The sequence below is a fragment of the Pseudomonas sp. Eqa60 genome, assembly GCF_018326405.1.
GTDB classification, from domain to species: domain Bacteria; phylum Pseudomonadota; class Gammaproteobacteria; order Pseudomonadales; family Pseudomonadaceae; genus Aquipseudomonas; species Aquipseudomonas protegens.
The window spans coordinates 1829190-1850852 of the sequence record NZ_AP024342.1; the positions used below are offsets into that span (position 1 = coordinate 1829190).

The following is a 21663-nucleotide window of genomic DNA, read 5'->3' on the forward strand; positions in this document are numbered from 1 at the left end:
TCGGGGCAGGGAGAGGCTCTTATTGTTTTATGACCCCATCCAAGGGTGAAGCGATAGCGTGCACTGAGGCGGCCAGCGATCCTTGTACTGTTTTCCTGCGGGAACAGTCGTCGCTGGATCTGAGTACAGCACAGGTTTTTTTCCGGCGGGGTAACCATTCGTCCATTCATGGCCCTGACGAAAATGGCTGCGGGCTTTGCCCGTCGCTGCCGCGAGGCTTTTGCCAGGCGAAAAAAAACGGGTGCGGCCACCGACGCCGCACCCGTCGAAGAAAAGCTTCAGACCTCCGGCTTCACGTCAGATTGCGTTGGCCAGGGGCGCAGGGCGCCGGGAAGCCAGGCTCACCACCACGAAACTCACCAGGCCCACGGCCAGGCTGTAGTAGATCGGTGTGTTGGCATCCAGGCCGTCCTTGAACATGAAGGCCAGAGCCGTGACGAAGCCCAGGCCCATGCTGGCGATAGCGCCGGCAGTGGTGGCGCGTTTCCAGAAAATGGCGCCGATCAGCGGGATCAGCATGCCGCCCACCAACAGGTTGTAGGCCAGGGTCAGGGCGCTGATCACGTCGTTGACCACCAGGGCAATGCCCAGCACCACGATGCCGGTGAGGAAGGTGAACAGGCGGTTGATCCCCAGGCTCGATTGCTTGCCGCCGCGCAGCCTTGGCAGCAGGTCTTCAGTCAGGGTGGTGGAGGCGGCCAGCAGGCCGGCGCTGGCAGTGGACATCATGGCGGCCAGCGCCGCAGCGATCACCAGGCCACGGATGCCGTCCGGCAGCGAGGCTTTGACGATGGCGGCAAAGGCGTTGTTGACGTTGTCCAGGTCCGGCAGCAGAACATGGGCGGCCATGCCGATCAGGGCGCAGGCCAGGCCGTAGAGGATGCAGTAGAAGCCCGCCAGGGTGCCGGCGTATTGCGCGACTTTCTCGGTCTTGGCGGTGAACACCCGTTGCCAGATGTCCTGGCCGATCAGGATGCCGAAGAAGTAGATCATGAAGTAGGTGATGATGGTGTCCCAGCCGATGGCGGTGAAGCTGAAACTGGACGCTGGCAGCTTGGCCACCAACTCATCCCAGCCGCCTACGCGGTACAGGCAGATCGGCAACAGGATGAACATCAGGCCGACGGTCTTGATCACGAACTGGACGATGTCGGTCAGGGTCAGCGACCACATGCCGCCGATCGCCGAGTACACCACCACCACGCCGCCGCCCAGCAAAACCGAAACCCAGAACGGCAGGCCGAACAGCACTTGCAGAACGGTGCCGATGGCGAGGATCGAAGTCACCCCGATCATCAGCGCGTAGGCCAGCATGATCACTGCGCTGGCCTGGCGGGCCATGGGGTTGTAGCGCTTCTCCAGCACCTGGGTGACGGTGAAGATGCGCAGCTTGAGCAGCGGCTTGGCCAGCAGCAGGTTCAGGGCAATGATCCCCGCCCCCAGGGCGGCGCACAGCCAGAAACCGGAAATGCCGTGGACATAGCCCAGGCGCACGGTGCCGACGGTGGAGGCACCGCCCAGGACCGTGGCGGCCATGGTGCCCATGTACAGGGTCGGGCCCAGGTTGCGGCCGGCCACCAGGTAGTCCTCGTGGGTCTTGGCCTTGCGCATGCCGTAGTAGCCGAGTACGAGCATGCCGGCGGCATAGATGAGTACGACAAATAGATCTAAAGCCATGGTGGCGTGTCTCCGATTATCTTTTTTATGTGAAACAAACGGTTCATGCAGGTGCTGGCTGCTCAGCGAAGGCGGGGTCAAGTCGTGTGCAAGACCCAGGGGCTCTATCGCGAGGCCGGCCGCTCCAGGAGGTTATCCGGGCAGTAGCGCGCGACTTGCCAGCAGCCCGCTGGTACAGCGGCTGGCCATGCTGGAGTGCGCAGTTTCGAGAGTGGCGATGGCGGTGCTGGCCAGGCCGGGGGGCAGGCGAAACAGGTCGCAAGGCCTGGTGTCGCGCTGGTGCTCGAGGATCTGTCCGATCCTGTTGGTTGCGATGTTGCTAGGGTTTTTTTCTTTGTTGTTATTCATGATCTGCTCCGATCACATTGGCTAAGGGGGTGGCAGCCCTTCCGGCACAGCGGACAAATGGTTGTGACAGGCCAGCCAGAGGCCTTGTTGTTTTGTGCAAGACCCAATGGTTTCGCGTTCCTGGCTGAAGTCTTGCTCCCCTTGCATGCGCAGCTTCGTGGCTACGTCATGAGTCAATCCGGCGCCGTCCCCTTGTGGGCGGACGACGGCGTTGTCCGGGATGCGTCACCGCACCTCGGAACCATCCTTGGCCCGTCATCGGCCCGGCTAATGCCTGGCAGGCATTGCGCAACAGCAGCCGAGGACGGGGTAAAGATGAAGCGGGTAGTACCGCTTTGCGCCGCAAACGGTCTGGCGGCGCGCAGCATGTGCTGAGTCTCAGCGATGGGCGACGCCAGGCAGTACGCAGAGCATTTCGTACAGCAGGTTGGCGCCCAGCAGCGAGGTATTGCCGGTGGTGTCATAAGGCGGCGAAACCTCCACCAGGTCGCAGCCCACCAGGTCCAGGCCCTGGCAGCCACGGACAATCTCGATGGCCTGGATGGTGGTCAGGCCACCGATTTCCGGGGTGCCGGTACCTGGGGCCCAGGCCGGGTCGATGCCGTCGATGTCGAAGCTCAGGTACACCGGGCCGTTGCCGACTTTCTCGCGGACTTCGGCCATCAAGGGCTCCAGGGATTTGTGCCAGCATTCTTCGGCCTGGACCACGCGAAAGCCCTGCTTGCGGCTCCAGTTGAAGTCTTCGGCGGTGTAGCCCTGGGCGCGCAGGCCGATCTGCACCACGCGGTCGCAGTCCAGCAGGCCTTCTTCCACGGCGCGGCGGAAGGTGGTGCCGTGGGCGATCTTCTCACCGAACATGTGGTCGTTGACATCGGCGTGGGCATCGATGTGCACCAGCCCGACCTTGCCGTGTTTCTTGTGGATGGCCCGCAGGATCGGCAGGGTGATGGTGTGGTCGCCGCCCAGGGTCAGGGGAATCACGTTGTGTTCGAGGATGCCGTCATAGGCTTCTTCGATGATGCGCACCGCGTCCAGCAGGTTGAAGGTGTTGATCGCTACGTCGCCGATGTCGGCCACCGACAGCGAGTCGAACGGGGCAGCACCGGTGGCCATGTTGTAAGGGCGGATCATGACTGATTCGGCACGGATTTCCCGCGGGCCGAAACGGGTGCCGGCACGCAGCGAGGTGCCGATGTCCAGGGGCACGCCGACGAACGCAGCGTCCAGGCCGGCAGCGGATTGCAGATGGGGAAGACGCATCATGGTGGCGATGCCGCCGAAGCGCGGCATTTCGTTGCCGCCCAGTGGTTGGTGGAGAATCTTGTCCACGGGATAGGCCTCATCGTTGTTTTATATTTATGGGGTCGACGGCGCAGCGAATCCTGCCCGAGCAACCGAGTGGGGCCGATTCTGCGAAATGTAGTGCGGGGAAAGAATCGCTACGAACAAATACTTAGTTCAGATTTTTCTAAACTAATGGCCGATGGCGCGCTAGACTCCCGCGCTGCTCCCCAGGCCCTTGGTGGCGAGGGAGCTTGCTCCCGTCCGGTGGTGCAGCCGCCGTTATCCGGGTTGCAGGGTTGGATTGAAAGCGGGCATGGAGGCCATCGGGATTGCTTTGCCGCTCGGCGAGAACCCGCACCCTCGCCGCAGGGACGTTGTCGTTTTGCCTGTTATCGGAGCCTGTCATGGCCAACGCTTTACCTGATCTGAAACTATTGCGCATCTTCGTCAGCGTGGTGCGGCATCAGGGGTTCGCCAACGCCCAGCACGAACTCAATCTTTCCACCTCGGCCATCAGCACCTACATGAGCCAGCTGGAGGCATCCCTGGGCCTGGTGCTCTGCCACCGTGGCCGGGGCGGTTTCAGCCTGACCAGCAAGGGCGAGCTGTTCCACCAGGAAACCCTGCGCCTGCTGGGCGAGCTGGAAGGTTTCGAACAGTACGCCGCAGCCCTCAAGGGCGAGCTTCGCGGGACCTTGAACCTGGGGGTGATCGACTCCACGGTGAGCGATAAGGCCCTGCCGTTCGCCGAGGCCATCGGCGCCTATAGCCAGGAGCATCCGGCGGTGCACCTGCACCTGTCGGTGATGAGCCCCACGAGTTGCAGCTGGGGGTGCAGGACAATCGCCTGGACCTGGCCATCGGTGCCTTTTCCACGCGCATGAGCGGCCTGGTGTACATGCCGCTGTACCGCGAGCAGCATTGGCTGTATTGCAGCAACCGTCACCCGCTGTACAGCGAGCGGCGCATTCCCGAGCAGGTGATCACCCAGCAACGCATGGTCGGCCGCGGCTACTGGAGCCAGGCCGAACTGGCCCGGCACGGCTTCAAGCACAGTGCGGCGACGGTGGAGAGCATGGAGGCGCAGTTGATCCTGGTGCTGTCCGGCGCCTACATCGGCTACCTGCCGGAACATTACGCCCAGGCCTGGGCGGACAAGGGCGACTTGCGGGTGCTGCTGCCGGCAACCTTTGGCTACCAGGCGCCGTTCTCCATGATCATGCGTCGCGGACGCGGTCGAGAGCCGCTGATCCAGACCTTTCGCGACCTGCTCAAGGCGCAGCTCAACCAGTCATAAGGAGGTCCCATGTCTCGAGCACGCTGCGAGCGTTGCCTGCGCCCTGCGGGCCATTGTCTGTGCCCGCTGATTCCGCAGCTACCCAGCCGCACCCGAGTGCTGTTGTTGCAGCATCCCAGTGAGGTCAATCATGCCTTGAACACCGCACGTCTGGCGGCGTTGGGGCTGAACAACGCCGAACTGGTGGTGGGGGAGGTGTTCGAGGAGCTGCCGGCGTTGCTCGACCAGCCCGGATATCGAGCATGCCTGCTGTTCCCGGCGGATGATGCCCGGCCATTGCAGGCCTATGCCGAGACGGATGCACCGCTGCTGCTGGTGGTGCCCGACGGCACCTGGCGCAAGGCGCGCAAGTTGCTGCACCTCAATCCGTTGCTGGCGGCGCTGCCAAGGGTGACCCTGGCGACTGGGGTGGAGTCTCGCTATCGCCTGCGCAAGGCCCCGGGGCCGGGAGCCTTGTCCACTGTGGAAGCGATCGTTCAGGCATTGCAGGTACTTGAAGCTCCTGCTTCGTTCGAGCCGCTGTTGCGGCCTTTCGAGGCCCTGATCGAAGGGCAGATTGCCGCGATGGGCGAAGACACCTACCAGCGCAACCACGCCAAATCCTGACCGCTCCCGAATCTGGCGCCGCTGCCGCAGGCGGCGATGGTGCGCGGTGGCCCCGCGCTTGCCGGCCACCCCACAAACCTTCAGGAGCGCCGCAGGGTCTTCTGCCGTAGGATATAGAGACTCACCAGCACCGCGCTGGTCAGCATGAAGCCCCGGGCCCAGGGCGATGGCACCAGGTAGCAGGAGAAGCCGATGCTCAACCACATCAGGCCGATGGCGTAGACCTTGCCCTTGAGCGGAATGCCGTTGCCGTCGAGATAGTCGCGGATCCACGGACCCAGGCGCGGGTGTTGCACCAGCCATTGGTAGAAGCGTGGCGAGCTACGGGCAAAGCAGGCGGCTGCCAGCAGCAGGAAAGGCGTGGTAGGCAATACAGGAAGGAAGATACCCACTACCCCCAGCGCTACGCTCGACCAGCCGATGGCCAGCAGAACGTAACGCCATAGCAGGGGGCGTTGGCCTATGGGCTTGGCCATAGGCAACGACTCAGTGGTGGCGCGGCTTGAGCAGTGCAGGTTTTTCGTCGGGGGCGTTGCACAGCAGGTACAGCGCGGTCAGCGCTTCCGGGATCTGCACGATCATGTCGTCCATCAGGTTGGCATCGCTGGCGATGTCGGAGAACTCCGGCTGTTCGTCGAACAGGCCGGAACCCACCATGATCGGCAGCAGCATCTCGCTGACTTCTTCCTCGGCGGTTTCGAACCAGGCCGCTTCACGCAGGAACACGCCTTCCATGAAGCCGATGCACCAGCCGCGCAGGTCGGAGTCGTCCGGGTCGTCGCCCAGGTCGAGTTCGCAGGGCAGCTCGAATTCTTCGTCGGAAGCCAGTTGGCGGGCGATGTGCGCCTTGAGGGCCAGCAGGGTCGACTCGATGGCTTCGCGTTCGGCGTCGTCACGGTAGTGCGGCTCTTCGGCGAACAGGGCGTCGATCCATTCACGGTCCGGAACGCTTTCCGAGCAGATGGACAGCGCGGTCAGGTAGCCGTGAGCGGCCACGTAGTCCAGCGCCTCGTCGTGCAGATCATCTGCATCGAGGAAGACTTGCAGGCGGGTTAGTTGCTCAGCGAAGGACATTGACGGCTACCTTGGGGAATAAACGATGCTGAATTCTAGGCTTTCTTGCGCGCTCAAGCCAGCCGCGGTGCCGATTTGAGCGGTTCTAAAGGTTACCAGCGGTCCATTGTCGGTGCCCTCTGCCGGGAAGGGGTCGGGTATACTCGCGCGTTTTGTGATGCCCTGCAGGCTGGCCGTCCGTTCCGGACAAGTCCGCTAACGCAAATGTCGGTGAAGCGTGCCGGCTTTTCGTCCAGTCTGCCCCCAGGGATTTCAGCGATTTTTGGAGTTTTTCATGCTCGAACAGGCTCAACGCGTCCTCAAGGACATCTTCGGCTACGACAGTTTCCGTGGTCGCCAAGGTGCGATCATTGAGCGCGTGGCCAGCGGCGGCGATGCCTTGGTACTGATGCCCACCGGTGGTGGCAAGTCGCTGTGTTTCCAGGTCCCAGCGCTACTTCGCGAAGGGCTGGCGGTGGTGGTTTCGCCGCTGATCGCGCTGATGGACGACCAGGTTGCGACCCTAGAGGAACTCGGTGTCGCGGCGGCAGCCTTGAACTCCACCCTCAGCGCAGAGCAGCAGCGTGACCTGGCCGCGCGCATCCGGCGCGGCGAAGTGAAGATGCTCTACCTGGCCCCCGAGCGCCTGGTCCAGCCGCGCATGCTGGCGTTTCTGCAGAGCTTGGAAATCGCCTTGTTCGCGATTGATGAAGCCCACTGTGTGTCCCAGTGGGGCCACGACTTCCGCCCCGAATACCTGCAATTGGGGCAACTGGCGGAAATGTTCCCCCAGGTGCCGCGCATTGCCCTGACTGCCACGGCTGACAAGCGCACCCGGGAAGAGATCGTCAATCGCCTGCACCTGCAGGACGCCGAGCGTTTTCTCTCCAGCTTCGACCGGCCGAACATCTTCTATCGCATCGTGCCCAAGGAGCAGCCACGCAAGCAGTTGCAGGCCTTCCTCAACGAGCGGCGCAGCGATGCCGGGATCGTCTATTGCCTGTCGCGCAAAAAGGTCGACGAAGTGGCTGCATTTCTCTGCGAGCAGGGTTTCACCGCGCTGCCCTACCATGCCGGGTTGCCCAATGAGCTGCGGGCCTATCACCAGAAGCGCTTCCTCAACGAAGAAGGCCTGATCATGGTGGCCACCATTGCCTTCGGCATGGGCATCGACAAGCCCAACGTGCGCTTCGTGGCCCACATGGACTTGCCCAAGTCACTGGAAGCCTACTACCAGGAGACCGGTCGCGCCGGTCGTGACGGCCTGCCGGCAGACGCCTGGATGGCTTACGGGCTGCAGGACGTGCTGATGCTCAAGCAGATGCTGCAGAACTCCGAGGGCGACGAGCGCCACAAGCGTCTTGAGCAGCACAAGCTCGATGCGATGCTGGCTCTGTGCGAGGAAACCCGTTGCCGGCGCCAGACCCTGCTGGCCTATTTCGATGAAGACATGCCGCAACCCTGCGGTCACTGCGACAACTGCGTCGATGGGGTACAGACCTGGGACGCCACCGAGCCGGCACGCCAGGCGCTGTCGGCGATCTATCGCACTGGCCAGCGCTACGGTGTCGGTCACCTGGTGGATGTGCTGCTGGGCAAGGACACGGAAAAGGTCCGCAGTTTCGGCCATCAGCACCTGTCGGTATTTGGTGTCGGCAAGGCCCGCAGCGAAGGCGAATGGCGCTCGCTGTTCCGCCAGCTGGTGGCCCGCGGCCTGGCCGACATCGATCTGGAAGGTTATGGCGGCCTGCGCCTGAGCGACAGCTGCCGCCCGCTGCTCAAGGGCGAAGTGACCCTGGAGTTGCGTCGTGATCTCAAGCCGCAAACCACCCCCAAGAGCAGCACCAGCCAGGCCAGCCAGCTGGTACGGGGCGAGGAGCGCGAGCAGTGGGAGGCGCTGCGGGCCCTGCGACGCAAGCTGGCGGAAGAACATGGGGTGCCGCCTTATGTCATTTTCCCCGATTCCACCTTGCTCGAAATGCTCCGCAGCCAGCCCGGCTCCATGGCCGAAATGGCCGAGGTCAGCGGCGTGGGTGCGCGCAAGCTGGAACGTTATGGCGCAGCCTTCCTCGAAGTCCTCGGCGGCGGTGTCGAGGCGCCGAAAGTGGTTGCCGACCTGCGCCATGAACTGATCACCCTGGCTCGTGCAGGGATGACCCCGGTGCAGATCGCCGGCCAGTTGCAGTGCACGGAAAAGAACGTCTACACCCTGCTCGCCGAAGCCATCGGTAAGCAGCAGCTGTCGCTGGAGCAGGCCCTGGACTTGCCGGAAGACCTGCTGGGAGAGATCCAGGATGCGTTCCTCGACGGCGAGGGCGAGTTGCCGCCAGTAGCCGAGGTTATCCCGGTGTTTGCCGGAAGGGTGCCGGAAGGGGTGCTGTATTGCGTGCGTGCGGCCTTGGAGTCGGAGTTTGAAATGTGAAGGGGTGCGTCAATGTTGTAACGATTCAGTCCTTTACAGGCCTTGCCTCCGGGCAAGGGGCATGCTTAGCTGACTAATAATTAGTTTTTCTTTATTTTCAGTCTGATCATGAGTGTTTTATGCCGTTAACCGATGAACACCGTTTTGGTATGCAGCTGGCGCATATGTCTCGCGGCTGGCGTGCCGAACTGGACCGCCGCCTGGCGGGGCTCGGCCTGTCCCAGGCCCGCTGGCTGGTGCTGTTGCATTTGGCTCGCTTCGAAGAGGCGCCCACTCAGCGCGAGCTGGCGCAAAGCGTCGGCGTAGAAGGGCCGACCCTGGCCCGGCTGCTGGACAGCCTGGAAACCCAGGGCCTGGTTCAGCGCCAGTCGGTGGTGGAAGATCGCCGGGCGAAGAAAATCGTTCTCTGTCCGTCCGCCCGGCCCTTGATCGAACAGATCGAAACCATCGCCACCGCCCTGCGTCATGAGCTGTTCGTTGGCGTTGACGAAGAAGACCTGCGGGTCTGCATTCGCGTTCATGAACGCATCCTGGCCAATCTGGAAAAATCCTGACGCCTTCAACCGGGGTTGCCTGACCCCGGTTTGTCTTGTTCCTCTGCCATTCCGAATTCAAGCCTGCTGCGCCCAGGGGCGTTTTTTGCGTGCCTGTCAAAAGGTCTGGCCCAGATTCAGTGACAGGGCTTTCTGGTTGTCGTCGTTGAAGCCGTAGCTGAAGTTCAGCGGCCCCAGCGGCGTGTCGAAGCCGAGAAAGATGCTTGCCGCGTTGATGTAGCCGCTGTCGAAGGCATTGTCGTTGTTCCACACCCGGCCCCGCTCCAGCGAGCCTCCCAGGTACAGTGGAAAGTCCAGGGGCAGGTAGGAGCGCGGTGTCAGGCGACGGAAGTACACGGCGCGAGCCAGGCTGATGTTCTGCCCGGAGAGGGCGTCCTGACGGAAACCGGACAGTTGTCGAGCTCCACCGAGCAGGAAGCTGGACGTCACCACGTCGGCGTTGTCCAGGGTCCGGCCATAGCGACCGCCTAGGACAAAGGTATTGGGGCCGCTGCTCAGCGCCTTGTCCAGCTTGAACTCCCACTGCCGGTAGCGATTGTCCGAACCCAGGCTCGGTTCGAACTGGCGCAGGCTCAGCTTGATGTCTTCGCCGGAGTGAGGAAAGTAGACGTTGTCCAGCGAGTCGAAGGAGTACTGCAACTGGTAGTAGCCTTCGTTGAAGTTTTCGCTGGGCAGGTTATGGTCGCCGATGCGCACATCGGCCTTGCCCCAGGCCTCGCCGACGCCGAAACGCACTTCGCCGCTGTTGCCGATCTGGCGCCCGAGGTTGAGCCCGAAACCGTAGCGTTCCACGCGATATTCGGCGATCGGGTCGTTGTCCAGCACCGCCTCGACGTTTTGCGCTTCGGCGGCGATGAAGGGCGCAATGAAGTAGCGTGAACCGGCATCCAGTGGCTGGTAGAACTCGCTGTAGAGTTCCTGCTGATCACCGATCTGCACCCGGGTCAGCCATTCTGCACCCAGGCTGTTGATGCCGTTCATGCGGTAGCTGGCGCCGATATTGAACGCGCTGTCGCCACGCATGTCATCGGACAGGTTCAGCCCCAGGCGCAGGTAGTCGGTACCACTGCGCTTGCCCCGGGCGCTGATCACCAGGGTGTTGTCCTGCCCCTTGTGGGCTACGCGATACTGCACCTGTTCGAAGAAATCCAGGCCGTACAGGGTGCCCATGTCGGTTTCCAGGCGGCCCAGGTCCAGCGGCTCGCCGATGCGCTGGCGGATGTAGTAGCGGATCACTTCGTCGCTGACCTTGGAGTCGTTTTCCACCTTGATCGCGCTGATGATCGGCGTGCGCTGGCTGGGCTGGCGCGCAGCGGTCAGTTCGGCATCCAGCGCATGGGCCGGACGCAGACGGGCCAGGCGCGCGTCGAGGATACGGGTGGCGCGGTAGCCGGCGTCGATCATTTCCTGGGCCCGGCCAAAGTCGGTAACGCCAAAGCTCGACAGCGCTGGCTGGATCAGTACGTCGTCCTTGTGCAGTGCCGCCAGTTGCACCTCCGAGTTGCGCCGGGTCATCAGGGTGATGGACTGGTTGAGCACGTCGACCACGGTATTGAGTTGCTTGCGCGAACGCAGCGGTGTGCCGATGTCCACCACGATGGCGATGTCGACTCCCATGTCCCGCGCCACGTCCAGGGGAATGTTATCGGTCATGCCGCCGTCCACCAGCAGACGGCCATCCAGTTCCACCGGTGCGAAGACCGCCGGGATCGACATGCTGGCGCGGATCACCTGGGGCAGGTGGCCCTTGCGAAACACCACTTTCTCGCCGCTGGCGATATCGGTGGCCACGGCCCGGAAGGGGATCGGCAGCTTGTCGAAGTCACGGGTATCGCTGGCGTGGGCCAGCTTGCTTTCCAGCAGCAGTGCCAGGTTCTGTCCCTGGATCACCCCCAGCGGCAGGCCCAGGCTGCCATCGTCGCGGAAGCTGAGCTTCTGCTTGACCAGAAAATCCCGGTCGTCCTGCTTGCGCCGGAACGGCACGTCTTCCCGGGGCGGGGCATCGGACAAGGCCTGTCGCCAGTCGATGTTCAGCGCAAGCTTTTCCAGCTCGTCGATCTTGTAGCCCGAGGCATACAGCCCGCCGATCACCGCGCCCATGCTGGTGCCGGCGATGGCGTCGATGCGGATGCCCTGTTCCTCCAGGGCCTTGAGCACCCCGATGTGGGCCAGGCCGCGGGCGGCGCCCCCAGACAGCACCAGGCCGATTTTCGGTCGTGGCGCTTCGGCAGATTGAGCAAGCAAGGGCAGCAGGCAGAGGAACAGGCAGGACAGCAGGCGGCGCATTACGGTTCTCGGGGCGGGCGATAAAGCCGGCTATTATAACGACGCCCTTGAATCCAGGAGTCGGCCGTACCATGACTGAACGTAAACCCGAAGTGATCATCACCTATTGCACCCAATGCCAGTGGCTACTGCGGGCGGCGTGGCTGGCCCAGGAGCTGTTGAGCACCTTCAGCGACGACCTGGGCAAGGTGTCCCTGGAGCCGGCAACCGGCGGGGCCTTTCGCATCACCTGCGATGGCGTGCAGATCTGGGAGCGCAAGGCCGATGGTGGCTTTCCCGAGGCCAAGGTGCTGAAGCAGCGGGTTCGCGACCAGATCGACCCCGAGCGCGACCTGGGCCACAACGACCGTACTCAGTGAGAGCCGGCTTCAGCCGTGGCTGCCTTGCTGCCCGAACCCGCCGAAAGGCGGCTTGAAACCACGATGGCAACGATGATCAAGGCCCCACCGAACAACATGCGCAGGGTCGGGTTTTCGCCGAACAGCAACCAGGCCACGGTAATTCCGTAGACCGGTTCCAGGGCAAACACCACCGCTGCGGTGCGCGCCTTGATCACTGCCAGGCTGGCGACAAACAGGCTGTGGGCCAGACCGGTGCAGAAAATTCCCAGCAGGCTGATCCACAGCCAGTCCATGGCCCGCACCTGGCCAAGCTCGGGAGCCGCCACCGGCAACAGGCACAGGGCGACCACCACGTTTTGACAGAGCGCCGCCTGCACCGCGGGGATCCGCCCGGAGCTGGCACGGTTGTTCAGTGACAGCAGCGCAAACAGCAGGCCCGAGCCCACGGCCCAGAGCAGGCCGGTGGTGGCCTGGCTGGCCAGGTCGAAGTCCGGGGTCACCAGCACCAGGCCGATGCTGACCAGCAGCACCAACAGCATTTCGTTGAAGCGGATCCGCTCGCGGAAGATCAGGCCTTCGAGAATCACGGTGAACGCCGGGAAACTGGCAAAGCCCAGGGTTGCGATAGCCACCCCCGCGACCTTCACCGCCACGAAGAAACTCACCCAGTGCCCGGCCAGCAGCAGGCCGCTGAGCAGCAGGCGCCGCCAATCGGTGGCGGCCAGTTTCTGCCAGGGGGTGTTGCTCGCCAGGCGGGCGAAGACGCCCAGGGCGAGCACGGCAAAGGCTGCACGGCCGAAGACGATGACCGCGGGCGAAGCGGCGGCGAGCTTACCGAATACACCGGTCAGGCCGAACATCAGGGCACCGATATGCAAGGCGCCAAGGGCGGTACGCGGAGTCATTTTTATCCTTAACCACAAGACGGGCAGTAATGGCCTTAGGCGGCAATGGGCTCAGTCTACGGGCGGGGCGGCCTGTTGGTCTGTCGCGATCCTGGCGTTTTTTGTCGAGGGACTAGCGTCTGCCCCTTGGCGCAGTTGGCGCGGCGAGTGGCCGTACTGCCGCAGTATCGCCGCGGCAAAGGCACTCTGGGAGCTGTAACCCACGCGGCTGGCGATTTCGCCCATGGGCAAGGTCGATCCGCGCAACAGTTCCAGGGCCATGTGCAAGCGCCGGCGTCGCACGTATTCCATGGGGCTGGCCCCGCACTCGGCGATGAACCGTGCATGCAGGCGGGCAGCGGACAGCCCGGCGATACGGGCCAGGTCGGCCACCTGCAAGGGGTGGGCGGCGTGATGATCGATATGGGCATTCAGGGCGGCATAGGGCAGGCGGCGCTCGCGGGGCTGGCTGTCGGCGCGATGATTGAGGCTGGCCAGCAGCAAGACCGCGCCTTGCTGGGCAATCAAGGGGTCGTCCACCGGGCTGTCCGCCAGCCAGTTGACCAGGCGGCTCTGGCTCGGCCCCAGGACCTGGTGTCGGGGCGCATCGAGCAAACGCCGACTGGCCTCTGCATGTTCCCCCAACGATTGCTGAACCCAGTGTTCGCCGGGTATGTCCAGCACCAGGCAATGGCTGCCGCTGGGGCTGCCGCAGACATGCCGGGCGCCGGCCGGCACCACCACGAAGCTCTGCTGCTGCACCTGGCTGCCCTGGCCTTCGACTTCGAAATCGAGCTGGCCACGCAGGCCGAACACCAGTTGCGCATGTTCGTGGCTGTGGGCGATCAGGTCATGGGTGTAGTGGCGCAGAGTGAGGATAGATCCCATCACGGTCTCCTTGGCAGGCGGCCAGTCTACACCGGCGGTCGGGCGTTTCGCGCTGTCATCGCACTGCCGCATTTGTGTCATGGGCTATTAATCGCTGGGGCGCAAGCTCGCAAAAAATCCAGGAGAGCGTCCATGACCCATGCCGAACTCGCCAAGCCCAGCCGCAAGCAACGGGTGCGGACCCTGTGGATTTCAGATGTGCACCTGGGCACCCGGGATTGCCAGGCCGAACACCTGGCGCGCTTTCTCAAGGCCTATCACGCCGATCGTATCTATCTGGTGGGCGACATCATCGATGGTTGGAAGCTGCGCGGCGGCATGTACTGGCCCCAGGCCCATACCAACGTGATCCGGCGCCTGCTGACCATGAGCAAGCGTGGTACCGAGGTGATCTACGTCACCGGCAACCACGACGAATTCCTGCGGCGCTACTCCAGGCTGATTCTCGGCAATATCCAACTGGTGGACGAGGCGGTACATGTCACTGCGGACGGGCGTCATCTGCTGGTGATCCACGGCGATCAGTTCGATGTGATTACCCGCTATCACCGCTGGCTGGCCTTTCTCGGCGACTCGGCCTACGAGTTCACTCTGACCCTCAACCGCTGGCTCAACCACTGGCGGGCGCGTTATGGCTATGGCTACTGGTCGCTGTCGGCCTACCTCAAGCACAAGGTCAAGACGGCGGTGAGCTTCATCAGCGATTTCGAGGAAGCCATTGCCCACGAATGCGTCAAGCGCGAGTTGCACGGGGTGGTCTGTGGCCATATTCACCATGCCGAGATCCGCAAGGTGGGCGAGGTGGATTACCTCAATTGCGGTGACTGGGTGGAGTCCTGCACGGCCCTGATCGAGCACTGGGACGGCAGCATCGAACTCTATCGCCTGGCCGAGGCCCAGGCCCGTGAGGCCCTGCTCAAGGCTGAGCGGATGAAAGTCGCGGAGCCGGCCTGAGCCCTGGGCCGGCCACCGTTTTTCAGGCCGGGCTGGCCTGCTCCATGGCCGCCTTGTACAGCGACTGCCGGGGCTGGGCGAACAGCCGTTGCAGCATGGGCTCGAAGAAGCTCAGGGGCAGGCTCTCGTAGGCCGGATCGAAGGCGGCGGCGTCGTACTTGGCGCAGAACTCGGCGGTGTACTGGTACAGCGGGTGGTCACTGAACTGCTCGCGCAGGTGACGATCCATGCCCAGGTGATGGAAGAAGTAGTAACCCTGGAAGATCCCGTGCTTCTCCACCATCCACAGGTTTTCCGGGCTGACAAAGGGCTTGAGAATGGCGGCGGCGATATCCGGATGGTTATAGGAACCCAGGGTATCGCCAATGTCGTGGAGCAGGGCGCAGACCACGTATTCCTCGTCGCGCCCGTCGTGCCAGGCACGGCTGGCGGTCTGCAGCGAATGGGTCAGGCGGTCCACCGGGAAGCCGCCGAAGTCGCCTTCCAGCAATTGCAGGTGGGCCAGGATGCGTGTCGGCAACTGCTTGGCGTAGGCACTGAAATCCGCGGCGATGATCGCCCAGTCCTCCTGGGTGCCGTCCTGCATATGGGTAAAGCGCGCATGGGTGTTCATCGGCCATCCTCTTGTTGTCATGGGGCGGGTCTGCAAGGCCTGGCCCTCTGGGGAGCCGCTGGCGGCCCTGGGGTCTAGAAGGGCACCTTGCCGAGGATCATGTCGCGGTACATGACGAAGTCCCCCAGCAGGCTGTACAGCGGATGCTGGAAGGTGGCCGGGCGGTTTTTCTCGAAGAAGAAATGCCCGACCCAGGCGAAGCCATAGCCGGCTATCGGCAACACCAGCAGCAGCCACCAGGCGCCTTTGCCGATGGCCAGGGCGAGGATAAAGATCACCAGGCTGGTGCCGATGAAGTGCAGGCGTCGGCAGGTGCTGTCGCTGTGCTCGCTCAGGTAGTAGGGGTAGAACTCGGCGAAGCTGTTGAACTGTCGGATGTTTTCCATGGCCGCGATCTCTGTGTCTGTTGTTCTGTCGGCGGATGTTCGGCGGGGAGCTTATTTGAGTCTAGAGTCCTTGGCGGCGCAGGCCAGTGACAATAGGCGCCACTTTAGTATCCTTGGGAAATTGGCCGTAGCATGCGGCTCATCATGTAAGAACCCCTCATGAGCGAACGAACGACTTCTGCAAGCTGGACCCTGGGAATCGTCAAGGCCCTGGAGATGGACGGCCTGGATTGCCGGGCCCTGTTCAAGCAGCTGGGGCTCGACTACGGTGCCCTGGAAGATCCCGACGCGCGCTTCACCCAGGACTCCATGACCCGGCTCTGGCAGCGCGCCGTCGAGCTTTCCGGCAACCCGGCGATCGGCCTGAACATGGGCAAGGTGGTGCGTCCGGCGTCTTTTCACGTGGCCGGGTATGCATTGATGTCGAGTCGTACCCTGGCGGAGGGGTTTCAGCGGCTGGTGCGTTATCAGCGGATCATTGCCGAAAGCGCTGACTTGAGTTTCCGCCTTCTTCCCGAGGGCTATGCACTGATCCTGACGGTGCATGGCGACCATTTACCGCCCACCCGGCAAAGTGCCGAGGCTTCGCTGGCCTGTGCCCTGGCCTTGTGCGGCTGGCTGACGGGGCGCGCGTTGCAGCCGCGCAAGGTGTTGCTGCAGGGCGAGCAGCCCGGGGACCTGCAACCCTACAAGGACATGTTCCACGCGCCCCTGGTGTTTGCCGCGCCCTTTGATGCGCTGATCTTCGAGCGTGCCGACATGGAGGCCACGCTGCCCACCGCCAACGAGGCCATGGCCCTGCTGCACGATCGTTTCGCCGGCGAATACCTGGCGCGCTTCTCCGAAAGCCGGGTGACCCACAAGGCGCGGCAGGTCTTGTGTCGCCTGCTGCCCCAGGGGGAGCCCAAGCGCGAGATGGTGGCGCAGACGCTGCACCTGTCCCAGCGCACCTTGCAGCGCCGCCTGCAGGAAGAGGGCACCAGCTTTCAGGCGCTGCTGGATGACACCCGCCGGGAACTGGCAGAGCAGTACCTGGCGCAGCCGCGCATGACCCTGCTGGAAATTGCCTACTTGCTGGGGTTTGCCGACCCGAGCAACTTCTTCCGTGCATTCCGCCGCTGGTTCGATGCCACGCCCGGTGAGTACCGAGCGCGGTTACAGGCCGCGCCGGCCCCGGTCAATGACGCCAGAATGCCGGAATACACAACACGAACACCGTGATGATTTCCAGCCGGCCCAGGAGCATGCCCAGGGACAGGATCCACTTGGCGGCGTCCGGCAGGGTCGAGAAGTTGCCGGCCGGGCCGATGGTTTCGCCCAGGCCCGGGCCCACGCCCGACACGGTGCTGGCGGCACCGGTGAGGGCGGTCATCCAGTCCAGGCCCAGCAGCGACAGGGCCAGGGCGATCATGCAGATGGTGATGGCGAAGAAGAACGAGAAGGTCAGGATCGAGCGGACGATTTCTTCGTCCAGGCGATGGCCGTTGTACTTCTGCTTGATCACCGCCCTCGGGTGAATCAGTTGATTGAGGTTGGCCTTGAGCAGGATGTAGGCGACCTGGAAGCGGAAGATCTTGATCCCGCCGGCAGTGGAGCCGGAACAGCCGCCGACAAACCCCAGGTAAAAGAACAGCATCAGTGAGAAATTGCCCCACAGGCTGTAGTCGCCCAGGGCGAAGCCGGTGGTGGTGACCACCGACGTCACGTTCAGCGCCACGTGGCGCAGGGCCTCGAGCCAGTGCAGGTTGGTGGTCCACCAGTACCAGGTGCCGAGTACCAGCCAGGTCACCAGCAGCAGCCCGAGCAGGCCCTGGACCTGCTGATCCTTGATCAGCGCCCGGCGGTTGCCACGCAAAGTGGCCACATAGAGGGTGAAGGGCAGGCTGCCGAGGATCATCACCACCACCGCCACCCAGTGCACCGCCGGTTGTTTCCAGTGGGCCAGGGAATCGTCCGAGGTGGAGAAACCGCCGGTGGAGATCGCCGACATGGCGTGGTTGATGGCATCGAACACGTTCATCCCGGCCCACCAGAACGCCAGGCTGCCAAAGATGGTAATGCCCACGTAGGTGGCGACGATCAGCCGGGCGACCATGTGCGAGCGCGGCATGACCTTTTCCGAGCGGTCCGAGGATTCGGTCTGGAACAGGCGCATACCACCGATACGCAGCAACGGCAGGATCGCCACCGCCATGCCGATAAAGCCGATGCCCCCCAGCCAGTGCAGCATCGAACGCCAGATCAGGATCCCAGGCGACATGCTGTCCAGGCCGCTGAGCACCGTGGCGCCGGTGGCGGTGATGCCGGACATGCTTTCAAAGAACGAGTCGGTGTAGCTGATGTGCTGGGTCAGCAGGAATGGCAGGGCGGCAAAGATGCACACCACCAGCCAACTGGAGACGGTCAGCAGGTACATGTCGCGGGGGCGCAGGTGAACGTGCTCGGGGCGCCCGGGGATCACCAGGGCCAGGCCGGCGATAAAGGTGATCATGCTGGCCCAGAGGAAGGACGGCAGGTCGCCGGTACGTTCGAAGACCACCAGGGTCGCCATCGGCACCACCATGGCGATCGCCAGGGTGATGAGGAAGATGCCGATGATGAAACCAATGATCCTTAAGGTCGGCAACGCCATGTGTTCCGCTCGGGCTGGTAGATGAAGGGCGCCCATTCTACCTGCGGGGCAGGGCATGTAAACCGGCACCCGGCCGGCAGATCCCGCTAGAATGGCCGGACATTTTTTTCAGGAGGTGGCCGATGGAGGCTCTCGACGCTTTGCTCAACCGTGTTTCCGTGCCGCGCCTGGTGGAGCCCGCGCCTAGCGCCGCGCAGCGCGAAGCCTTGTTCGCCGCCGCCCTGCGCGCGCCGGATCATGGTCAGTTGCGCCCCTGGCGGTTCCTTACCGTCGAAGGTGCGGCACGCGAGCAGTTGGGCGAGTTGCTGGTGGAGGCGGTACAGCTGCAGGGCGGCGAAGTGACCCAGGCGGCCCTGGACAAGGCCCGCGCCATGCCCCTGCGCGCACCACTGGTGGTTGTGGTGGTCGCCCGTTTGCAGGAGCACTTCAAGGTGCCCAGGAGCGAGCAGTTGCTGGCAGCGGGCTGCGCGGCCCACGGTATCCTGCTGGCGGCCTACGCCCAGGGGATCGGCGCGGTGTGGCGTACTGGCGAGTTGTCCTACTCGCCCCATGTAGCCAAGGGCCTGGGCCTGGAGGACGGCGAAGAGATCATTGCCTTCCTTTATCTTGGCACGCCGCTGAATGAGCCGCGGATCGCCCCCAAGGTCGATACCGCCGAGTTCGTCAGCGCCTGGACTGCCAAGGCCTGATTTTCCTCTTCTAACGCTGTGTACCTCGCGGGCAAACCCGCTGTTGCCGGACCCGGCGGCAGCGGCTTGCCCGCGTTGCGTTCAGGCCTGCACCACGGCGCCGGGGACCAGGGGCAGTTCCAGGGTGGCGATGAATCCGTCCTGAGGATGGTTGGCCAGCAGCAGGCTGCCACCGTGACGCTCTGCGGCGCGGCGGGCGATGGCCAGCCCCAGGCCATGGCCCGGAGCGCTTTGCCCCGGGGCGCGGAAGAAGGGCTCTCCCAGCTGGCTCAAGTGCTCGGCTTCTACGCCGGGTCCATGATCGCGCACGCTGATCTGGATCTTCTCGCCCTGGCGTTGGGCCGTGACTTCGATCGCTTGCCCGGCGGGGTTGAAGCGCTGAGCGTTGCGCAGCAGGTTGTCCACTGCCCGCTCCAGCATGGTCGGCCAACCGCGCAGGTGCAGCTGTGGCGGGGCGGTTATCAGCACCGGCTGTTCCGGGCAGGCCAGTTGCGCGTCTTTCTGCACGGCGACCAGCAAGGCGTTGAGGTCCACTTCTTCGGCGCTGGCGTTGTCCGCATCGACCCGGGCCAACACCAGAATCTCGCTGATCAGCGCTTCCAGGCGGTCACATTCGCGGGTCAGCCGCGGCCAGAGCTTTTCCCGTTCTTCGGGGGCGGCCCGTTCCGCCAATGCCAGGGCGATGCGCAGGCGGGCCAGGGGCGAGCGCAGTTCGTGGGACACGTCCCGCAGCAGTTGGCGCTGGCTGCCGATCAGGCTCTGCAGGCGCGAGCCCATGCGGTTGAAGTCCCGGGCCAGTACACCGAATTCGTCGCGGCGGTTGGACAGGCGCGCCAGGCTGTTCTGCTGGTAGGTGGCCTGGCCCAGGTCGTGTACCGCGCCGCGCAGGCGGCTCAGGGGACGAGTGATGGACAGGGTGACCAGGAGGCTGAACAGGGTCAGCACCACCAGGGCGATGGCCAGGGCGCTGAGGGGCCAGGTCAGGCTGTCGCGGTGCCAGGCGTCCAGTTCCGGATGGGGGATGCGATAGATGAACAGGTAGGTGTCGCCGGTTTTCGGGCTGGTGTATTCCGCCGTCAGGCGGCGCCAGGGCAGGTGCCGGTCGTCATTGTTCTGCCGGGCTTCGAAGGCCGCGGCGCGGCGCGGGAAGGTGCCGCGAACCACTGGGTCGCCGCTCTCGTTGAGCACCTGGACATCGATGTGGTACTGGCGCTTGCGCTGCTGGAGGATGTCCTGGGCAGCGTCCTCGCCCTGGTTCTCGTAGGTCTGTGTCCATTCCTCGGTCAGGCTGTTGAGGCCGGGGTGACGGCTGAGGATCCAGGCATCCTGGTTGAGCATGTGCCCGAGCAGGATCGACAGCCCTGCAACCAGGGTGATGGCCAGCCAGAAGCTGGCCAGGATGCGCCAGAACAATGAACGCACAGGAACTCCTCGAACGCGAAAGCCCAGTGGGGGGAGGCCACTGGGCTGGGGGTGGACGCTAACGCATTATTGCGCTTTTTGCGGTTGCTGCGCTTTCCAGGCCTTGAACTCGGCCCATTCGGCGCGACGCTCCTCTTGTTTCTTGACGATGGCGTCAAACTCTTTCTGCTGCTCTGGCTTGAGCAGGGCGCGGATATCGGCCTGGGTCTTCTGGTGCTTGGCGGTCAGCTCATCCTTCATGGCTTTCTGGTCGGCCGGCGAGAGTTTCTCCAGGTACTTTTCCACCACGGCCTTGCGGTCGTGCATTTGCTCGCCCATCAGCTTGCCGATCTGCTGGCGCTGTTCACGGCTCAGGTCCAGTTGGCTGAAAGGGCCTTTGCCGCGCATGTGCTCGCTGTGCCGAGGGCCGTCCATGGGGCCCATCGGGCCGTGACCTTCCGGCATGGCCATGGCCACGGTTGGCAGGGCGGCGGCGAACATCAGAGCGATCAGGGTCTTGCGCATGGTGTATCTCCTTGTCTCATTCCCGGTAAGTTCCGGATGAGTTCAGGTTACCCAGATCAAGGTCAGCGGCAGTCAGCGGAGGGTAAAGCTTGGGTAAAGAAGGTATTTCACGGCCCTGACATATCTGCCAGGGCACATCGGGGTCAGAGGCTGTAGTAGTAGCCGCGGCTGCGCAGGGCGACGATCCGTGGACGGCCGTCGGGGTGCGGGCCGATCTTCTTGCGCAGGTTGCTGACATGCATGTCCAGGCTGCGGTCATACAGGGTCAGCTTGCGGCCCAGGGCGATCTGCGCCAGTTCCTGCTTGTCCAGGGGCTCGCCCGGTTGCTTGAGCAGGGCTTCGAGCAGGCGGCTTTCGGAAACGGTCAGGGTAATGTCCTGCTCGTCGATGTTGACCACACCGCGCAGCGGGCTGAAGCACAGGTCGCCCAGTTCCATCTGGCTGGAGGCCGCCACCGGATGGCTGCGGCGCAGTACGGCACGCAGGCGGGCGGTGAGTTCACGGGGGTCGCAGGGCTTGGCCAGGTAATCGTCGGCACCCAGTTCCAGGCCGAGGATGCGGTCCAGGGGTTCGCCACGGGCCGAGAGCATCAGCACCGGCAGGTCGGGGTGCTCATTGCGCAGTTGCTTGAGCAGCTCCAGGCCGCTGCCGTCGGGCAGCATCACGTCCAGTACCACCGCTGACGGCGCCGTTTCGGCCAGGGCGCGACGGGCGCTCAGGCCATCGTGGCAGGCCCGCACCAGAAAACCTTCCTGGCTCAGCCAGCTGCTCAGGAGCTCGCACAGCTCCTGGTCATCATCAATCAGTAACAGGTCGCTCATGA

At 63.7% G+C, this 21663-nt stretch carries 21 protein-coding genes and 2 pseudogenes; 8 read left to right on the forward strand and 15 right to left on the reverse strand.

Features of this window, described 5'->3' with window-relative positions; all coding sequences use genetic code 11:
• Positions 1 to 297: 297 nt before the first annotated feature.
• The 4 genes and pseudogenes from KI242_RS08220 to speB all read right to left on the reverse strand — a co-directional run bounded on the left by KI242_RS08220 (position 298) and on the right by speB (position 3354).
• Positions 298 to 1677: a sodium:solute symporter gene (locus KI242_RS08220; protein ID WP_011059911.1), complete on the reverse strand. Its 1380-nt coding sequence runs from the start codon at positions 1675 to 1677 to the stop codon at positions 298 to 300.
• A gap of 132 nt (positions 1678 to 1809) precedes the next feature.
• The gene (locus tag KI242_RS08225; protein ID WP_019093738.1) at positions 1810 to 2025 is read right to left on the reverse strand and encodes a hypothetical protein; all 216 of its coding nucleotides are present in this window, start codon (positions 2023 to 2025) and stop codon (positions 1810 to 1812) included.
• A gap of 21 nt (positions 2026 to 2046) precedes the next feature.
• Positions 2047 to 2341: pseudogene (locus KI242_RS31695) on the reverse strand (DUF4440 domain-containing protein); the annotation flags it as partial.
• 62 nt (positions 2342 to 2403) lie between these two features.
• Positions 2404 to 3354, reverse strand: a complete 951-nt coding sequence (gene speB, locus KI242_RS08230) for an agmatinase (RefSeq protein WP_011059912.1) — start codon at positions 3352 to 3354, stop codon at positions 2404 to 2406.
• A 359-nt stretch (positions 3355 to 3713) separates the two neighbouring features.
• Here speB and KI242_RS08235 point away from each other — a divergent pair.
• Positions 3714 to 4606, forward strand: a pseudogene (locus KI242_RS08235) (LysR family transcriptional regulator).
• Positions 4607 to 4615: 9 nt separating this feature from the next.
• Positions 4616 to 5212, forward strand: a complete 597-nt coding sequence (locus KI242_RS08240) for a DTW domain-containing protein (RefSeq protein WP_015634594.1) — start codon at positions 4616 to 4618, stop codon at positions 5210 to 5212.
• 80 nt (positions 5213 to 5292) lie between these two features.
• On the opposite strand, the gene KI242_RS08245 is transcribed toward KI242_RS08240, so the two are convergent.
• Positions 5293 to 5688 carry a YbaN family protein gene (locus KI242_RS08245; protein ID WP_011059915.1) on the reverse strand — a complete coding sequence of 132 codons (396 nt, stop codon included), beginning with the start codon at positions 5686 to 5688 and terminating at the stop codon, positions 5293 to 5295.
• Between the two features lie 10 nt (positions 5689 to 5698).
• Positions 5699 to 6286, reverse strand: coding sequence for a YecA family protein (locus KI242_RS08250; protein ID WP_041116614.1), 588 nt, complete (start codon positions 6284 to 6286; stop codon positions 5699 to 5701).
• 274 nt (positions 6287 to 6560) lie between these two features.
• Here KI242_RS08250 and recQ point away from each other — a divergent pair, with 274 nt between their 5' ends.
• Positions 6561 to 8687: a DNA helicase RecQ gene (gene recQ / locus KI242_RS08255; RefSeq protein ID WP_011059917.1), complete on the forward strand. Its 2127-nt coding sequence runs from the start codon at positions 6561 to 6563 to the stop codon at positions 8685 to 8687.
• Positions 8688 to 8806: 119 nt separating this feature from the next.
• Positions 8807 to 9241 (forward strand): MarR family transcriptional regulator, encoded by a 435-nt coding sequence (locus KI242_RS08260; RefSeq protein WP_011059918.1) that lies wholly within the window; start codon positions 8807 to 8809, stop codon positions 9239 to 9241.
• A gap of 96 nt (positions 9242 to 9337) precedes the next feature.
• On the opposite strand, the gene KI242_RS08265 is transcribed toward KI242_RS08260, so the two are convergent.
• Positions 9338 to 11527 (reverse strand): patatin-like phospholipase family protein, encoded by a 2190-nt coding sequence (locus KI242_RS08265; RefSeq protein WP_015634596.1) that lies wholly within the window; start codon positions 11525 to 11527, stop codon positions 9338 to 9340.
• Positions 11528 to 11598: 71 nt separating this feature from the next.
• Between KI242_RS08265 and KI242_RS08270 the strand changes: the two genes are divergently transcribed.
• On the forward strand, positions 11599 to 11886 hold the full coding sequence (locus tag KI242_RS08270) for a SelT/SelW/SelH family protein (RefSeq protein ID WP_011059920.1): 288 nt from the start codon (positions 11599 to 11601) through the stop codon (positions 11884 to 11886).
• On the opposite strand, the gene KI242_RS08275 is transcribed toward KI242_RS08270, so the two are convergent.
• A complete protein-coding gene (locus tag KI242_RS08275) occupies positions 11880 to 12773 on the reverse strand; it encodes a DMT family transporter (protein WP_015634597.1) in 894 nt (297 codons plus the stop codon). The genes KI242_RS08270 and KI242_RS08275 overlap by 7 nt on opposite strands.
• 51 nt (positions 12774 to 12824) lie before the next feature.
• Positions 12825 to 13640, reverse strand: a complete 816-nt coding sequence (locus tag KI242_RS08280) for an AraC family transcriptional regulator (RefSeq protein WP_015634598.1) — start codon at positions 13638 to 13640, stop codon at positions 12825 to 12827.
• A 132-nt stretch (positions 13641 to 13772) separates the two neighbouring features.
• Between KI242_RS08280 and KI242_RS08285 the strand changes: the two genes are divergently transcribed.
• A complete protein-coding gene (locus KI242_RS08285) occupies positions 13773 to 14594 on the forward strand; it encodes a UDP-2,3-diacylglucosamine diphosphatase (RefSeq protein ID WP_015634599.1) in 822 nt (273 codons plus the stop codon).
• Between the two features lie 22 nt (positions 14595 to 14616).
• On the opposite strand, the gene KI242_RS08290 is transcribed toward KI242_RS08285, so the two are convergent.
• Together KI242_RS08290 and KI242_RS08295 are read right to left on the reverse strand one after the other, a co-directional pair.
• Positions 14617 to 15207, reverse strand: a complete 591-nt coding sequence (locus KI242_RS08290) for a hypothetical protein (RefSeq protein WP_015634600.1) — start codon at positions 15205 to 15207, stop codon at positions 14617 to 14619.
• A 74-nt stretch (positions 15208 to 15281) separates the two neighbouring features.
• Positions 15282 to 15593 (reverse strand): DUF962 domain-containing protein, encoded by a 312-nt coding sequence (locus KI242_RS08295; protein WP_011059925.1) that lies wholly within the window; start codon positions 15591 to 15593, stop codon positions 15282 to 15284.
• Positions 15594 to 15752: 159 nt separating this feature from the next.
• Here KI242_RS08295 and KI242_RS08300 point away from each other — a divergent pair, with 159 nt between their 5' ends.
• Positions 15753 to 16814, forward strand: a complete 1062-nt coding sequence (locus KI242_RS08300; RefSeq protein ID WP_011059926.1) for an AraC family transcriptional regulator — start codon at positions 15753 to 15755, stop codon at positions 16812 to 16814.
• Here the strand turns inward: KI242_RS08300 and KI242_RS08305 are convergent.
• On the reverse strand, positions 16771 to 18225 hold the full coding sequence (locus KI242_RS08305) for a TrkH family potassium uptake protein (protein WP_011059927.1): 1455 nt from the start codon (positions 18223 to 18225) through the stop codon (positions 16771 to 16773). The two genes, KI242_RS08300 and KI242_RS08305, sit on opposite strands and share 44 nt — an antisense overlap.
• 122 nt (positions 18226 to 18347) lie before the next feature.
• Between KI242_RS08305 and KI242_RS08310 the strand changes: the two genes are divergently transcribed.
• Positions 18348 to 18914, forward strand: a complete 567-nt coding sequence (locus KI242_RS08310; RefSeq protein WP_011059928.1) for a nitroreductase family protein — start codon at positions 18348 to 18350, stop codon at positions 18912 to 18914.
• Between the two features lie 81 nt (positions 18915 to 18995).
• On the opposite strand, the gene KI242_RS08315 is transcribed toward KI242_RS08310, so the two are convergent.
• From KI242_RS08315 to KI242_RS08325, 3 genes are all read right to left on the reverse strand, one after another.
• Entirely contained in the window at positions 18996 to 20336 is a 1341-nt protein-coding gene (locus tag KI242_RS08315) for a HAMP domain-containing sensor histidine kinase (RefSeq protein WP_077933578.1), read from the reverse strand.
• 66 nt (positions 20337 to 20402) lie between these two features.
• Positions 20403 to 20840: a hypothetical protein gene (locus KI242_RS08320; protein ID WP_015634603.1), complete on the reverse strand. Its 438-nt coding sequence runs from the start codon at positions 20838 to 20840 to the stop codon at positions 20403 to 20405.
• A gap of 143 nt (positions 20841 to 20983) precedes the next feature.
• On the reverse strand, positions 20984 to 21661 hold the full coding sequence (locus KI242_RS08325) for a response regulator transcription factor (RefSeq protein ID WP_011059931.1): 678 nt from the start codon (positions 21659 to 21661) through the stop codon (positions 20984 to 20986).
• Positions 21662 to 21663: the final 2 nt, after the last annotated feature.